This window comes from Paraburkholderia sp. SEWSISQ10-3 4 (assembly GCF_030464785.1).
GTDB lineage: Bacteria > Pseudomonadota > Gammaproteobacteria > Burkholderiales > Burkholderiaceae > Paraburkholderia > Paraburkholderia aspalathi.
Genome location: NZ_JALPRI010000024.1, coordinates 14,677 through 30,952, shown reverse-complemented (window position 1 = coordinate 30,952; position 16,276 = coordinate 14,677). Strand labels below are relative to the sequence as shown.

The following is a 16,276-nucleotide window of genomic DNA, read 5'->3' as shown; positions in this document are numbered from 1 at the left end:
GCACGCCTTGGAGCGTGCATTGGGCGTGCACGCGACTGCACATCGCCCGTGGAATGGTGCTGTTTTATGGCGTGCTTTCGTCTGACTTGAAAGTGTTGCCGTGACGGCCTGCGCCTTCGGCAAAACGCGCTGCCCCTGTAACGCCTTCGTCGAATACTGCCTGATAGCCGCCGGCGCCTTCGCGTTGCAGGGCGAGAGCGAGATCCTCGAGCGTGCTGTTTTCCAATGCGGAGCGGCGGTCCGCCAGCAGCGCCGCTTGCGGAAAGGCCGCGAGTTCAGCGGCCAACTGTTCTGCCGCGGCGCGTGCCTCGCCCTTGCGCACGACGCGGTTGGCGAGACCGATGCTGAGCGCTTCCTGCGCATTCACCGCGCGGCCGGTCAGGATCAGATCGAGTGCTCGCGACAGTCCGATGAGACGCGGCAAGCGGATCGTGCCGCCATCGATTAGCGGAATTCCGACACGTCGGCAGAACACGCCGAGCACAGCGTCTTCTTCGACCACGCGCAGATCGCACATCGCTGCCAGTTCAAGACCACCCGCGACTGCATAGCCGGCAATCGCGGCAATCACCGGCTTGCTGAAGCTCATCCGCGTCGGTCCCATTGGACCGGGACCGCTTCCGTCGGCGTGCAGTTCATTGCGGCGTGCCTCGTCCGCGAGCGCGGTGAGATCCGCGCCGGCGCAGAAGGTGCCGCCCGCGCCGAACAGCACGGCCGCGCGCCATGCCGGCTCCGCTTCGAAGCGGAGGAAGGCGGCACTGAGCGCTTCGGCAGTAGGACGGTCGACGGCATTGCGCCGCGCCGGCCGTGAGAGCACGATAGTGGCGACGCCGGTGTCCTCATTGGCTTCGATGCACACATGTTCATTTAGATTTTGCGTGGTTATCATCGTAGTGTCCGTAAAGGTTCGCATCCGGCTGCTCATGCCGGAGGTTCATGTGCTGCGCTCATGCAGTGCGACTAATACCGTTGGTTGTCATGCATCTTTCACAATCGGCTCGTAGCGTTAGCGCTCTTTTAACGCGCTGGCGTTTTTTTGCCAGCTTATCGAGCCTGCTTTTGCCCTTGTCCAATTCATCGCCCGAAACCGCGCCGGCCAGTGCCGAGATGGTCTGGAACGTCCCTCTGCATGAACATGAACATCCATGGTACGACCATGTGCGCCTGAAACGCGTCTTTGTGACGGACGGCACGCGCCATCAGGTGGTCATGGTCGACGCGCGTAAGTTGCTGGAATGCGCGGATCGCGACAACACCGATTACGTGTTGAAGCCGGTCGCCGAATGGCATTCGGGCAAGGTGCGTGGTATTCGCGAGTTTCTCGATCCGGAGAATCCGCGTATTCCGCAGATGCCGTATGTGACGATCTCGACGCGTCGCGCGCCGGGTCTGCTGGGCTGGTTCGGTCTTGAACGCGAGGGCGTGGTGGCGTTTCGCAACGGACAGCATCGCGCGCGCTATCTGGCCGATGCGGGCGCGCGCTGGTTTCCGGTGGAAGTGCACGAACGCGAGGCGGCCTTGCTGCGCGAGATATGCGGCGCAGCGGACGACGCCCGCACGGTAATCCGCCCGACCACGGTGGATGGCGCCTCGGACGCGGTGGCCGGCGACAGCCCGCTCCGATAAAGCAGATGCGAGGCCGGTGTAGGGGTTCGAGTCCCCTCCCTTGCACAATCAACGGTGGTGTGGGTAGCGGGTAGCGGGCGGAGGTCTGGCTAGCCGCGCGCTTGCACGACGTTGCGCGGCGTGCCGGCCTGCCATGCCGCGACGTTCTCGAGCGTGGTCTGCGCGATCTCGTTCATCGCCTCGCGCGTGAAGAATGCCTGGTGCGCGGTGACGATCACGTTCGGGAACATCAAGAGACGCGCCAGCACGTCGTCCTGCAACGGCAGGTTCGAGTGGTCTTCGAAAAAGAGGCCGCCCTCTTCCTCGTACACGTCGAGCCCGAGATGGCCGAGCTGGCCATCTTTCAACGCGCCGATCAGCGCATTGCTTTCGACAAGTCCGCCGCGCCCCGTGTTGATCAGCATCGCGCCACGCTTCATCTTTGCGAGCGCGGGCCCGTCGATCAGATGGTACGTGCCCGGCACCAGCGGACAATGCAGGCTGACAACGTCGCTTTCAGCGAGCAGGGTGTCGAGCGGCACGTAGCGCGCGCCGAGCGCGAGCAGATCCTCGGCCGGCGCACCGGGGTCATGAGCGAGCACCTGCATGCCGAAGCCCGCCATGATGCGTCCGAACACGCGGCCAATCATGCCGGTGCCGATCACCCCCACGGTCTTGCCATGCAGGTCGAAGCCGAGCAGCCCATGCAGCGAGAAATCGCCTTCACGGGTGCGCGCGACCGCGCGCGGCAAGCGCCGGTTCAGCGCCAGAATCAGACCGACCGCATGTTCAGCGACCGCGTGCGGCGAGTAGGCCGGCACCCGCGCAACCGTTATGCCGAGACGTTCAGCCGCGGCCAGGTCGACGTGATTGAAGCCCGCCGAGCGTAGCGCAATCATGCGCGTGCCGCCGGCGTGGAGACGTTCCAGTACGGCAGCGTCGACGTTGTCGTTGACGAACGGGCAGACTACTTCATAGCCCTGCGCGAGGATCGCGGTCTCGACATCGAGGTGCGATTCCTGGAAGTGCAGTTCATAGCGATGCGTACCGTTGGCCTCGCCGAACGTGTCGCTGTCGTATTGGCGGCTGCTGAACAGGATCATGCGCATGAGTGGCTCCGAAGGATAAGTGCCGGCGCGGCGAATGCCAATTCACGACGCGGCATGCAGGCAAGTCAGTATATCGGCACTTAATGGCAGTGACCTCCGCTTACGATGCACAGTTCGAAATCCATTCAGATCTTTACTAAAGATCATCTTTTGCGAAGCGAAAACGGTCGCAATTGAAAATCATATTGACAGCGATGCCGAACTACAATATTTATTAAAAAAGAAGTCCCAAAAAAGCATGTTCAATCATGCCACGAGAGAACCGGCCGCCAGCAGAGCATGCCCTTTTCAAGGCGTCGGGCAAACTTCGCGAGGAAAGTGTGACTGTCGAACTTGCTGAAAAGTATTTCACTATCGCTATCGTCGCTGCATTGCGGCATACCTTCTTTGGCGCCGAGAGCGTCATGTCATTGCCATAAACTTTCCATTCGATGGAATGCGGTCATGCTGGATGAGTAATTTCTGAGTCGGGGTGACTCGGATCGAATTCATTTCAAATTCCAGAAAGATTTCTTCATCTTTCTGCTAATAAACCGTAAATCGGCGAGCCAACATGATCGGTGAATTGCTGAGGTCTCAACCGGAGATCGCGCTGTTCGCAAGCCTTGCAATCGGATATTTCATTGGTTCGTTTCGCGTGGGGCCAATTCAGCTGGGTGGCGTCTGCGGCACGTTGATCGTCGCCTTGCTGCTGGGGCAGACGGGCGCGCGGCTGGCCCCCGATCTGAAGAACATCGCCTTTGCGCTGTTCATCTTTGCGCTGGGATTCACCGGCGGACCGCAGTTCTTTGCCAACATTGGCCGGGGCTGGCGCTATGGCTTGCTGTCAGTGGTCGAGATCGTCTCGGTGCTGGTGCTGATCATGATCGCGGTCCTCGTGATGCGGCTCGACGCCGGTACGGCGGCCGGATTGCTGGCAGGTGCCGCGACGGAGTCGGCCGTGATCGGCACGGCTTCGGAGGCGATCGCCAAGCTCGGCTTCAGCGATGCTGAGACGCTGCGCCTGCAGGCCAACATCGTGACCGCGTACAGCGTGAGCTACCTGTTCGGCCTGATCACCATCGTCCTGTTCACGAGTCAGTTTGCGCCCCTGCTGCTGCGCATCAATCTGCGCGAAGAAGCCGAGCGCGTGTGGCACAAGCTCGGCGGCGACGGCGCCTTCGGCGAGGGGCAGCAGGCCGCGGCCCCGGCGCTCGTGGGCCGCGCGTTCCGGGTCGGCACGGCGGCCGGCGCAACGATCCAGGCGCTCGAACAGAAGCACGGCTTCAACCTGACCATCGAGCAGGTTCGGCGCAACGGTGCGGACGTGCCGGTCGAGCCGCAACTGACCTTGGCCACCGGCGACCTGATTCTCGTGGGCGGGCGGCGCGAAGCGATGGTGGCCGCCGCTGCCAGCCTCGGCGAAGAAGTGGCGGATGCCGGCTTCGGCCAGATCATTGCGGAGAAGCTCGACATCGTGCTGACGCGCAGCGACGCGCACGGTCTGACGGTCGCGCAGTTGCGTGAACGGGCAAAACCGGAGGACGGGCGCGGCATCTACATCGCGGCCGTCACGCGGCTTGAAACCACGGTGCCCGCGCTACCCGGCACCGAGCTCAATCGCGGCGATGTGCTGACGCTGGTGGGCGCGAAAGCCGACGTCGAGCGTGGCGCGCGGAATCTGGGCTACGTGCTCACCCCAACCCAGAAAACCGACTTCGTCTATCTCGGCCTGGGCGTGTTGCTTGGCATGGCGATTGGCCATCTCGGCGGCCGCATCGGCGGTGTGTCGATCGCGCTTGGTACGGGCGGCGGCTGCCTGCTCTCAGGATTGCTATTCGGCTGGATCCGTTCGCGCCATCCGTTAGTCGGCTCGCTGCCTTCGGCCGCCGCGCAAATTCTTAAGGACTTCGGTCTTGCCACTTTCATTGCCGCCGTCGGTCTTTCGGCGGGGCCCGATGCCATCAAGCTGGTGCGCGAATACGGCCTGGCGTTGCCCGTCGCCGGCATCCTGATGGTGCTCGTGCCCGGTCTGTTGTCGCTCTGGATCGGCCGCGCCTTTCTGAAGCTCGAAGCGCCCATGCTGCTCGGCGCCATCGCCGGTCAGCAATGCAGCACGCCGGCGATCAGCGCGCTGGTCGGCGTAACCGGCAATTCGACACCCGTGATCGGCTACACGATCACCTATGCACTCTCGAATATTCTGCTGCCGTTGATGGGGCCGGTCGTGGTCGGCCTTGCCGGGAAATTCGGCTAGGCGGGGCAGATGGACTGCGCGCAGCGTGGCGCGCAGTCGACCGCATGCGGATGCCGTGAGGTTCGTATGCACATGCAGTACCCAGTACTCAGTACCGCAAACTATCCAGCGAGGGCATGATGGACTGGCTACATCACATTTTTCAGAAATCACCCGAGATTGCGCTGTTTCTGTCACTTGCAGCCGGCTATTTCATCGGGCAAATCAACTTCGGCAAATTCCAGTTAGGCGGCGTAGGCGGTTCATTGCTCGCTGCAGTTCTGATCAGTCAGGCGGGCGTGACGATCGACAACGGCGTGAAATCGGTGATGTTCGCCGTGTTCATTTACGCGGTCGGCTACGACTCCGGGCCGGGCTTCTTCAACTCGCTGAACCGCAAGACGCTGCGTGAGATCGCGATGGCGATCTTTCTCGCCGTCACCGCACTGATCACCGTGGTGATCTGCGCGAAGCTGTTCCATCTGAACAAGGGTCTCGCAGCCGGACTCGCGGGCGGCGCGCTGACGCAGTCGGCGATTATCGGCACGGCCGGCGACGCCATCGCGCGTCTCGGTCTGCCCGCCGATCAGGTCAAGTCGCTGCAGTCCGACGTGGCGATTGCCTATGCGGTGACCTACGTGTTCGGCTCGCTCGGCGCCATCATTGTCTGCGTGAACATCCTGCCTAAGTTCATGGGGCAGAGTCTGCGCGACGCCTCGATCGAAGCCGAGCGCGAACTGTCTGCGGGCTCGTCCTCACTCGGCGCGGGGCAAATTCGTGCGTTGCCCGAACTGGTAGGGCGCGCGTACAAGATCGATGTCAGCGCCGGGAAAACGGTCAAGGCCGTCGAGACCCTGCATCAGGACATGTTGACGATCGAGCGGATCAAGCGTGACGGTAAGAACCTCGAGCCGACGCCCGATCTGACCTTGCAACTCAACGACGAAGTGCTGGTGGTGGGCCGCCGGGAGGCGGTGGTCGCATTCGGCGCGAACGGCAACGAGATCGCCAGCGTCGACGACATTGGCGTCGTGATGCAGACACGCGATGGCGTGTTCACACGCAAGGGCATGAACCACACGACGATCGCCGCTGCACGCGAAGTCGTGGATCGCGACTTACGCCACGGCGTCTATATCCAGAGCGCTTCGCGTGCCGGCCAGCCGCTGCCGATCCTGCCCGAAACCAAGCTCGAGCACGGCGACGTGATCACCTTCTACGGTTCACCTAAAGATACCAAGCGCGCCGTCGATGCAGCCGGCTACGAGCTGCCGTACAGCAACAAGACCGACTTCATCTATATGGGTGTTGGCATCGTGCTGGGTCTGCTGATCGGTCTGATCGTGATCGACGTGGGCGGCGTTCCGCTCACGCTCGGTTCCGGCGGCGGCTGTCTGCTGGCCGGCCTGCTGTTCGGCTGGATGCGCGGCAAGCATCCGATGTACGGCGCGATGCCCTCCGCGGCTTCGCAGTTGCTGAAGGACTTCGGCCTCGCGGCGTTCGTCGCGGTGGTCGGTTTGAATTCCGGCCTGCAGGCCGTGGTGACCGTCAAGCAGAGCGGTATGACGATCTTCCTGCTCGGTGTGGTTGTCACGGTGCTGCCGCTGATACTGACGATGCTGTTCGGGCGTTACGTGCTGCGCTACAACAACGCGGCTATCCTCGCCGGCGCGCTGACAGGTTCACGCAGTGCCAACCCGGCATTCGGCGGTGTGCTCGACAAGGCGGAAAGCGCCGTGCCGACCGTGCCGTTTGCGATCACCTATGCAATTGCGAACGTCGCATTGACCTTGCTCGGACCGCTCGTGGTTGGGCTGGTTTAGCCCGGTTTAGTGTACGCATCTATCGATCTCTCTTACGTCGGCGGCAACTGAACGATTACTCGCGGCGCCGGCGTCATTCACTTGCACATTGGAGAACGCATCATGGCAAAAGAGAAAAGCGGCAAGAAACAAGGCGACATGGCTCAAGCCGGCTTTGCGGCGCTCAGCCCGTTCGAACTCAAGGACGAACTGATCAAGGCCGCGGGCGGCGGCGCAGTGGAGCGTGCCGCCAACGCGTCGATGCTCAATGCCGGCCGCGGCAATCCGAACTTCCTCGCGACGATTCCGCGCCACGGCTTCTGGCAGCTTGGCCTGTTTGCGATGCGCGAGTCGGAGCGTTCGTTTGCGTTCATGCCGGAAGGCGTTGGCGGTTTTCCACGACGCGAAGGGTTGACGGAGCGCTTCGATCTGTTCCTGCGTGAAAACAAAGGCGTGCCTGGCATCGACTTTCTGCGCGGCGCGGTGTCGTACGTGCGCGATCAGCTCGGGCTCTCCGCGGGCGACTTCCTCTATGAAATGTGCGAGGGTATTCTCGCGTCGAACTATCCGGTGCCGGACCGGATGCTCAAGCTATCCGAACAGATTGTCGGGCAGTATTTGCGCAAGGAGATGATCGGCAACCATCCGTTCGTCGGCGAGTTCGACGTGTTCGCGGTGGAAGGCGGCACGGCGGCGATGACGTACATCTTCAACACCATGCGCGAGAATCACCTGATCAAGCCGGGCGATACGATTGCGCTGGGCTTGCCGATTTTCACGCCGTACATCGAGATTCCGCGCCTGAACGACTATCAGCTGAACGTCGTCAATCTCGAAGCCACGGTTGAAAGCGGCTGGCAGTATTCGAAGAAGGAACTCGACAAGCTGCGCGATCCGAAGGTGAAGGCGTTCTTCCTCGTGAACCCGAGCAACCCGCCTTCGGTGAAGATCGACGACGAGAGCCTTCAATACATCGCGGACATCGTCAAGGAACGTCCCGATCTGATTCTGTTGACCGACGACGTGTACGGCACCTTCGCCGACGACTTCGTCTCGCTGTTCGCGCTCGCGCCGAAGAACACGATCCTCGTGTACTCGTACTCGAAATATTTCGGCGCGACGGGCTGGCGTCTCGGCGTGATCGCGACGCATCGCGACAACGTGCTCGACAAGCTGATCGCCGAGTTGCCGAAGGACGCGAAGAAGCAGTTGCACGAGCGTTATGAATCGATCACGACCGAACCGGACAAGCTCAAGTTCATCGATCGGCTGGTCGCCGACAGCCGCACTGTTGCGCTGAATCACACGGCGGGTTTGTCGACGCCGCAGCAGGTGCAGATGGTGCTGTTCTCGCTGTTTTCGCTGATGGACACGCCCGACGCGTACAAGAACGCGTTGAAGCGCCTGATCCGCAAGCGCAAGCAGGCGCTGTACGAAGAGGTCGGCATCTCGTTCGAAGACGACGATCCGAACCAGGTCGACTACTACACGATTCTCGACATCGAGTTCCTCGGCGAGCGTATGTTCGGGCGCGAGTTCGTCGAGTGGCTTCTGAAGAACACCGAGCCTTCGGAATTGCTGTTCCGCCTCGCGCGCGAAGCGCGCGTCGTGTTGCTGCCGGGACGCGGTTTCGGTACGCAGCATCCGTCGGGACGGGTGTCGCTGGCTAATCTGAACGAGTCGGACTATCGGCAGATTGGCCGCGCGATGCGCAAGCTGATCGAGGAGTATGTCGAGCGATATAACGCGGCCACTGGCAAGAAGCTCGATAAGTCCAAGGTGAAGTGAACGTGAATTGAGGCTTTAATTCACGGTTGATTCGTGCCTGGCCGCGCTCGAACTCGGCTTCGAGCGCGGTGTGGCATGGACAAAAAACTTGCGCAATTGCGCGGATCAGTGAATGATCGGACAAGCGGCCCCGCCAGTGTCATTGCTGGCGGGGCCGCTTGTCCCTTGCACTTTGACATTCACGTACCGATCATGCCGACTTCCCCCACCTCTGCCGCACCGGTTTCCTATGCTGTGCCTTGTCCGGTTGTCGAATCGCTCGACGCCATTCTTCCCGAAGAGCCGTTGCTGATGATGGGCGCCGGTCCCGTGCCGATTCCCGCGGCGGTGGCCAAGGCCAATACGGTGGTGATCAATCACCTGGGCAGCACAATGGTGAAGGTGATCGGCCAGGTGAAGACCATGGCGCGCTACGTGTTCCAGACGAATTCGAAGTGGGTGCTGGGCGTAGCCGGGCCGGGTTCTGCCGCGATGGAAATGGCGATCTCCAACCTTGCGTGGGAAGGCACGAAAGTGCTGAGCATCAAGAACGGCTTTTTCAGCGAACGGATGGCGGAGATGGGTCGACGCGTCGGCGCGGAGGTCGCGATACTCGACGTCGAAGACGGTACCGTGGCGAGCCTCGAAACGGTGGCTGAGGCGATCCGCCGCGAGCGTCCCGAGATCGTGACGATCGTGCAGGGCGAAACGTCCAACACCGTGTGGAACCATCAATTGAAGGAGATTGCGGCGCTCGCGAAAGCGGCCGGTGCGCTGGTCATCGTCGACGCGGTGTGTACGTTGAGCACGATGCCCCTGGAGATGGACGCGTGGGGTATTGATGCGGTCATTACGGGCGGGCAGAAGGGCTTGTCGTCGATCCCGGGGGTTTCGCTGATCGCGTTTTCGGATGAGGCATGGGCGCGGGTGAAGGGGCGCACGGCGCCGAATGCGCATTGGTGTCTTGACGCTTCGCTTGCGGAGAATTTCTGGCACAACGCGGGGTATCACTATACGGCGCCCGTGTCGGGCGTGTTGGCTTTACACGAGGCGTTGCGGCTTGTGTGCGCGGAGACGCTTGAGAAGCGGTTTGCGCGGCATTTGAAGTGTTCTGTGGCGCTGCAGGCGGGGATTACTGCGTTGGGTTTGCAGTTGTATGCGCCGGCGCCTTGTCGGTTGAATTCGGTTGTTGGCATTGTTGTGCCTGAGCGATTGAGTCCTGCTGATATTTGCGGTCATATCTCGCGGCATCATCAGGTGGAAATCTCGGGGTCGTTTGGTTTGCCGATTGTGCGGATTGGGCAGATGGGCGAGCAGTGCCGGGAACATAATCTGTTCAGGACTTTGCATGCGCTTGGGAGGACTATGGTTGATCTTGGGGTTAAGGTTGAGTTGCCGGCTGGGGTGGCGGCGTTGGAGCGCGGGTTGTCCGAAGGGAAATGAGGGTTTTTTGCCTGCGGGGCGCTTGTTGTCAGTGTTCTTAGCGCTTTGGCCTTTCCTTGTTGTGTCAGTGGTTTATTAGCGTTCCCCCTGTGCGGGGGGCACCTACTTTTCTTTGCCGCCGCAAAGAAAAGTAGGCAAAAGAAAGCGGCTAGAAGCCCCTGCTAAGTGGGCACCGTGGTCTGCCTGGGGTAGTGGTGCGACTGGAATCCGTGTTCTCGCACATTCGGCGTTAGTGACAAAGGAGTCATCAGCTCCCACTCCGCACTACGTGCGTCGCGGACGGGTCTGCACGGGAAACCGCCGGCTTCGGTTTTGGTTTGTGGGGGCCGTTGGCTCCGCCTCGGCGAGGCGCTCTGCACTCACCTGGGAACCCTAACTTCAAATGATATGCCCGTGCCCCGCTATCACGGTCGCGGCTACGCGGTGCAAGGTCGAGCCGCGATCCGGTGGCGAGGGGTGGGAGTCAAAACGTAGCGGATGGTTTTATGAACGGCTCTTCGGCGCGCGCAGCGCCGCCGGAAGTATGACGCCCTTGTCACAAGCTTATGCACGGGCACGAACACAGATTCCAGATGCACCACTACCGTGAGCGAGCTGCGGGACCCGCTTAGCAGGGGCTTCTAGCCGCTTTCTTTGCTTATCTTTCTTTGCGGCGGCAAAGAAAGTAAGTGCCGCCCCGCACAGGGGCAACACTAATAGACCACTAACAAAACAAGGAAAGGCCAAAGCGCTAAGAACACTGACAACAAGCGCCGCGAAGGCAAAAAAATCAAGTAGCCGCGGGCGCATTCGGCGCCCGAGAGTTCCGCAAATACATCATCGTCGACAGCACGACTGCCAATGCGGAAGCAACCGCCGCAAACAAAAACACCTGCGCATAACCAAACTCCCCAGCGATATACCCGGCCAACGGCCCCGTAATCCCCAGAGAAAGATCAAGAAACACAGAATAAGCCGACAAAGCCGCCCCCCGGCTAGCGGGCGGCACAAGCCCGACCGCCTCAACACCAAGAGCAGGAAACACCAAAGCAAACCCAAACCCGGTCAACGCCGCCCCCGCGAGGGCAATATGCGGCTCAGGCGCCAACCACAACATCAACAACCCGGCACATTCAAACGAAAACGAAGCAATCGCGACCCGGAACCCACCGTAAGCCTTGATCGTATTAGCGAACAACAACCGCGCACCGATAAACAGCGTGCCAAAAACAGTCAGCGACAAAGCCGCATTGGGCCAATGCCGCGCGGCATAAAACAGCGTGATAAACGTCGCAATCGACCCAAAGCCGGCCGAGCCCAGCGCCAACCCGATCCCATGCGGCAGCACCCGCGTGAACACGCTCCGATACGACATCCGCTCACCATGCACGATCGGCACCGGCGCGATAGGCCGCGCCAGATAAAACCCGAGCGCCGCCAGCAAAATCACCAGAACACCCAACGCGGCAAACCCGATCGTGTGCGCAATCGCGACGCCAAGCGGCGCGCCAATCGCGAGCGCGCCGTATGTCGCGATACCGTTCCACGAAATCACCCGCGCATTGTTGCTCGTACCCACCCGGCCGATGCCCCACAAAATCGCGCCAGTACCGCACAGGCTTTCGCCGAAGCCGAGTACGAGACGGCTACACACCAGCAGCCCCAGGCTCACCACCGGCCAGCGCCCGCACAACACGGCCAGCAGCAACAAGATCCCGCTCGCGCCGCAACCCATCAGGCCGATTGTGACCGTCCGCTTCGGCCCTAACGTGTCGGCCGAACGGCCGGCGAGCGGCCGCGATGCCAGCGTGGCCAGGTACTGAACACTGATCGCCGCGCCAGCCAGAATCGCGCTGTAACCCAGGTCGTCGTGGACGTAGCCCGGCAGCACCGCGAGCGGAATTCCGATCGTCAGGTAGCAAAGAAACGTGAAAAAGACGACCGGAATGATCTGCATGGTCGTCGCAAATTCGCTGCGCGGTGTCGCTGAGTCGGTGGACATGGGGAAAACGAGACTTGAAAACGGCGGGAAGGCGTGATTTTCCCATGGAACCGATTCCCTTGCAGGGGTTGCTTAATAATTTCGGCGGTTAAATAACGGTGCCGGATCGATATAGTGGTCAGTTTTCACCCTGCACGAGTGGTCTTTCGATGCCAACTGGATGAATGGACTTTAGCTGTGGATGGCCAAAAAACTATAATTACGCAAAAAATATGGCAAAACAGCCAATTCAACATAAGCCAACCGATCCTCAAACCCATCTCTATATCGTTTCGCGAATATATCCCGCATGCGATCCCCGCTATGGGTTGTATTTATTGATGGTGATAGTTTTCGAACCATCATCGCAGCACGTCCCAACGGACACAGAACATTGAGAGTAACGAGACATGACTGAGCCGATTCGCTTCTACCACCGCAACGCGATCCGTGAGATCAAGGATGCGCCCGTCACCCGCACCGTCCTGCAGTATCTGCGCGAAGACGTGCATTGCACCGGCACCAAGGAAGGCTGCGCCGAAGGCGACTGCGGCGCATGCACGGTCGTGATCGGCGAGCGTAACGAGGCGGGCGGCGTCGACTTCAAGGCGGTCAACGCCTGCATCCAGTTCGTGCCGACGCTGGACGGCAAAGCGCTCTTCACCGTCGAGGACCTGCGTCAGCCGGACGGCTCGCTGCATCCGGTGCAGGAAGCGATGGTCGAGTGCCACGGTTCGCAATGCGGCTTCTGCACGCCTGGTTTCGTGATGTCAATGTGGTCGCTGTACGAAAAGCACGGTCACGAACATAGCTGCGCAAATAAATCCGTGCCGTCGCGTGACGAGATCAGCAATGCGCTGACCGGCAATCTGTGCCGCTGCACCGGCTATCGTCCGATCGTCGATGCGGCCGTGCGCATGTTCGAAGCGCCCGCGCCGAAAGCACCGGTCAATATCGAAGCGCTGTCGAACGCACTCGCCACGCTCGAGCGCAAGGACACCTTTCATTACCAGCACGCCGGCCAGCAGTTCGACGCGCCGCGCACGGTCGCGGCGCTCGCGAAGATCAAGGAAGCCGAACCGGCCGCGCGTATTCTCGCCGGCAGCACGGACATCGGTCTGTGGGTCACCAAGATGATGCGCGAGCTCGGCAACATCTTGTATGTCGGGCAGATCGCCGAATTGCAGAAGCTCGAAACCAACGACGACTGGATCGAGATCGGCGCGGGCGTGAGCGTCGAAAAGGCTTACACGGAGATCGCCAAGCAATATCCAGAACTCACCGAAATGTGGCAACGCTTCGCGTCGCTGCCGATCCGCAATGCCGGCACGCTCGGCGGCAATATCGCCAACGGCTCGCCGATCGGCGATTCGATGCCGGGCCTGATCGCGCTCGGCGCGCGCGTGATCGTGCGCGGCGGCGAGATCGAACGCGAAATGCCGCTCGAGGATCTGTACCTCGCGTATCAGAAGAAGGATATGGCGGAGCATGAGTTCGTCGTCGGCCTCAAGGTGCCGACCCGTACCGGCGTGCGCAAGAACCTGCAGTTCCGCACCTACAAACTGTCGAAGCGTTTCGACTCGGACATCTCGGCCGTGTGCGCCGCGTTTTCCTTCATCGCCGACGGCAACGTGATCCGCGAGCCGCGCATTGCGTTCGGCGGCATGGCCGCCACCTCGAAGCGCGCGACGCACGCCGAAGCCGTGCTGCGCGATGCCGAATGGCACGAAGCTACCGCACAGGCCGCGATGCTCGCGCTCGGCAACGACTACGCGCCGCTTAGCGACATGCGCGCGACCAGCAACTACCGCCTCGAAGCGGCTAAGAACACCTTGTACCGCTTCTGGCTCGAAACGCGTCCGAACAATCCGCTGCCCAAGAGCGCGCTGGATGTTCGTGCAGTCGCCGCTGCCTGCGCCCCAGTCGGCGCTTAAGAAGCCAAAGGATACGGAGAACACCACAATGAATCAGCAAGCCGAACCGTTCCTGAAAGACCTCAAGGAGCTCGACGACTTTACCCAGGTCCACGTCTCGCGCCCGCACGAGTCCGCGCATCTGCACGTGAGTGGCCGCGCCACCTACACCGACGACATCCCGACGCTCGCCGGCACGCTGCACGCCGCGCTCGGCCTGTCGCCGAAAGCGCACGCGAAGATCGTCTCGATGGCGCTCGACAAAGTGCGCGCCACGCCCGGCGTGGTCGCGATCTTCACCGCGGGCGATATCCCCGGCGTCAACGACGTGGGTCCGATCATCCACGGCGACGATCCGATTCTCGCCGACGGTGTCGTGCAATACGTCGGCCAGCCGATGTTCATCGTGGTCGCGACCTCGCATGACATCGCGCGCCTCGCTGCGCGCCGCGCCGAAATCGTCTACGAAGAACTGCCGGCCATCCTCACCGCGCAACAGGCCCGCGCCGCGAACCAGCACGTCTTGCCGCCGATGAAACTCGCGCGCGGCGAAGCCGATACGAAGATCGCCCGCGCGGCGCGTCGCGAAGCCGGCGAAATGCTGCTCGGCGGCCAGGAGCAGTTCTATCTGGAAGGCCAGATTTCGTACGCGGTACCGAAAGACGACGACGGCATGCACGTCTACTGTTCGACGCAGCACCCGACCGAAATGCAGCACATGGTCGCGCACGCCTTGGGCGTGGCGTCGCACAACGTGCTGATCGAATGCCGCCGCATGGGCGGCGGTTTCGGCGGCAAGGAATCGCAATCGGGTCTGTTCGCGTGCTGCGCGGCGCTGGCTGCATGGAAGCTGCTGTGCCCGGTCAAGCTGCGTCCGGACCGCGACGACGACATGATGGTCACGGGCAAGCGCCACGATTTCCATTACACGTACGAAGTGGGCTACGACGACAAGGGCGTGATCGACGGCGTGACGGTCGACATGACCTCGCGTTGCGGCTTCTCCGCCGACCTGTCCGGTCCGGTGATGACGCGCGCGCTGTGCCACTTCGACAACGCGTACTGGTTGTCCGACGTCACGATCGACGGCTTCTGCGGCAAGACCAACACGCAATCGAACACCGCGTTCCGGGGCTTCGGCGGTCCGCAAGGCGCGTTCGCGATCGAGTACATCATGGACAACGTCGCGCGTTCGGTGGGCGAAGATTCGCTCGACGTGCGCCGCCGCAATCTGTACGGCAAGACCGAGCGCAACCAGACGCCGTATGGTCAGGTGGTCGAAGACAACGTGATTCACGAACTGATCGACGAACTCGAAGCGACCAGCGAATACCGCGCGCGCCGTGCAGCGATCAACGAGTTCAACGCGAACAACGAAGTGCTGAAGAAGGGCCTGGCGCTCACGCCGGTCAAGTTCGGCATCGCGTTCAACGTGACCCACTTTAACCAGGCCGGCGCGCTGGTGCACATCTACACCGATGGTTCGGTGCTGGTGAACCACGGCGGCACCGAAATGGGCCAGGGTTTGAACACCAAGGTCGCCCAGGTCGTGGCGCATGAATTGGGCATCGGCTTTAACCGCATCCGCGTCACGGCGACCGATACGAGCAAGATTGCCAATACGTCGGCGACCGCTGCATCGACCGGTTCGGACCTGAACGGCAAGGCTGCGCAAGACGCCGCGCGTCAGTTGCGCGAACGTCTGTCGGCCTTCGCTGCCGAGCGTTTCGGCGCGGGGCAGGTGGCCGCTTCGGAAGTGCGTTTCGTGCACGACCGCGTAGTGGTCGGCGAGATGATCGTGCCGTTCGAAGAAGTGATCGCGAAGGCCTACATCGCGCGTGTCCAGCTCTGGTCGGACGGCTTCTACGCAACGCCGAAACTCTACTGGGATCAATCGAAGCTGCAAGGCCGACCGTTTTACTACTACTCGTACGGCGCAGCCGTGTCGGAAGTGGTGATCGACACGCTGACCGGCGAAATGCGCGTGCTGCGCGCGGACGCTTTGCATGACGTGGGCGCATCGCTGAACCCGGCGCTCGACGTCGGTCAGGTCGAAGGCGCGTTCATCCAGGGCATGGGTTGGCTCACGACCGAAGAACTGTGGTGGAACGCGGGCGGCAAGCTGATGACGCACGCGCCGTCGACCTACAAGATTCCGACCGTCAACGATACGCCGCCCGATTTCCGTGTGCGTCTGTTCAAGAACCGCAATGCGGAGGACAGCATCCACCGTTCGAAGGCGACCGGCGAGCCGCCGCTGCTGCTGCCGTTCTCGGTGTTCTTTGCCGTGCGCGATGCGGTGTCGGCCGTGGGTGACCACAAGGTCAATCCGCCGCTGAATGCGCCCGCGACCAGCGAGGAAATCTTGAAGGCAGTCGGCGCAGTGCGGGCGGCAACCGCGGCGGCGCGGCAGTAAAGCGCAACTGGCTAGCTAAGGACAATCGTGCAAATATCGAAACTCA

11 protein-coding genes are annotated in these 16,276 nt (G+C 61.6%); 8 read left to right on the top strand and 3 right to left on the bottom strand.

The window, feature by feature from the left end; translation table 11 throughout:
• Window positions 1-64: 64 nt before the first annotated feature.
• Window positions 65-889, bottom strand: a complete 825-nt coding sequence (locus M0D68_RS30620; RefSeq protein WP_200651151.1) for a crotonase/enoyl-CoA hydratase family protein — start codon at window positions 887-889, stop codon at window positions 65-67.
• 89 nt (window positions 890-978) lie between these two features.
• Between M0D68_RS30620 and M0D68_RS30615 the strand changes: the two genes are divergently transcribed.
• Window positions 979-1,626, top strand: a complete 648-nt coding sequence (locus M0D68_RS30615) for a hypothetical protein (protein ID WP_093644711.1) — start codon at window positions 979-981, stop codon at window positions 1,624-1,626.
• Between the two features lie 89 nt (window positions 1,627-1,715).
• Here the strand turns inward: M0D68_RS30615 and M0D68_RS30610 are convergent, their stop codons facing one another.
• Complete coding sequence (locus tag M0D68_RS30610; RefSeq protein WP_211702965.1) at window positions 1,716-2,714, bottom strand: 2-hydroxyacid dehydrogenase; 999 nt, start codon at window positions 2,712-2,714, stop codon at window positions 1,716-1,718.
• 248 nt (window positions 2,715-2,962) lie between these two features.
• On the opposite strand from M0D68_RS30610, the gene M0D68_RS30605 reads away from it, so the two are divergent.
• The 5 genes from M0D68_RS30605 to M0D68_RS30585 all read left to right on the top strand — a co-directional run bounded on the left by M0D68_RS30605 (window position 2,963) and on the right by M0D68_RS30585 (window position 9,941).
• Window positions 2,963-3,133: a hypothetical protein gene (locus tag M0D68_RS30605; RefSeq protein WP_167378514.1), complete on the top strand. Its 171-nt coding sequence runs from the start codon at window positions 2,963-2,965 to the stop codon at window positions 3,131-3,133.
• 134 nt (window positions 3,134-3,267) lie between these two features.
• On the top strand, window positions 3,268-4,950 hold the full coding sequence (aspT, locus tag M0D68_RS30600; protein WP_200651149.1) for an aspartate-alanine antiporter: 1,683 nt from the start codon (window positions 3,268-3,270) through the stop codon (window positions 4,948-4,950).
• A 119-nt stretch (window positions 4,951-5,069) separates the two neighbouring features.
• The gene (aspT, locus tag M0D68_RS30595) at window positions 5,070-6,752 is read left to right on the top strand and encodes an aspartate-alanine antiporter (RefSeq protein ID WP_171929059.1); all 1,683 of its coding nucleotides are present in this window, start codon (window positions 5,070-5,072) and stop codon (window positions 6,750-6,752) included.
• A 102-nt stretch (window positions 6,753-6,854) separates the two neighbouring features.
• On the top strand, window positions 6,855-8,519 hold the full coding sequence (locus M0D68_RS30590; protein WP_093644719.1) for a bifunctional aspartate transaminase/aspartate 4-decarboxylase: 1,665 nt from the start codon (window positions 6,855-6,857) through the stop codon (window positions 8,517-8,519).
• A 192-nt stretch (window positions 8,520-8,711) separates the two neighbouring features.
• Window positions 8,712-9,941 carry an alanine--glyoxylate aminotransferase family protein gene (locus M0D68_RS30585; protein WP_200651148.1) on the top strand — a complete coding sequence of 410 codons (1,230 nt, stop codon included), beginning with the start codon at window positions 8,712-8,714 and terminating at the stop codon, window positions 9,939-9,941.
• 769 nt (window positions 9,942-10,710) lie between these two features.
• On the opposite strand, the gene M0D68_RS30580 is transcribed toward M0D68_RS30585, so the two are convergent.
• The gene (locus M0D68_RS30580; protein WP_200651147.1) at window positions 10,711-11,922 is read right to left on the bottom strand and encodes an MFS transporter; all 1,212 of its coding nucleotides are present in this window, start codon (window positions 11,920-11,922) and stop codon (window positions 10,711-10,713) included.
• A 389-nt stretch (window positions 11,923-12,311) separates the two neighbouring features.
• Between M0D68_RS30580 and xdhA the strand changes: the two genes are divergently transcribed.
• Both xdhA and xdhB read left to right on the top strand, forming a co-directional pair.
• On the top strand, window positions 12,312-13,835 hold the full coding sequence (xdhA, locus tag M0D68_RS30575; RefSeq protein ID WP_211707036.1) for a xanthine dehydrogenase small subunit: 1,524 nt from the start codon (window positions 12,312-12,314) through the stop codon (window positions 13,833-13,835).
• Between the two features lie 28 nt (window positions 13,836-13,863).
• Window positions 13,864-16,230, top strand: coding sequence for a xanthine dehydrogenase molybdopterin binding subunit (xdhB, locus tag M0D68_RS30570; protein WP_200622065.1), 2,367 nt, complete (start codon window positions 13,864-13,866; stop codon window positions 16,228-16,230).
• Window positions 16,231-16,276 lie beyond the last annotated feature (46 nt).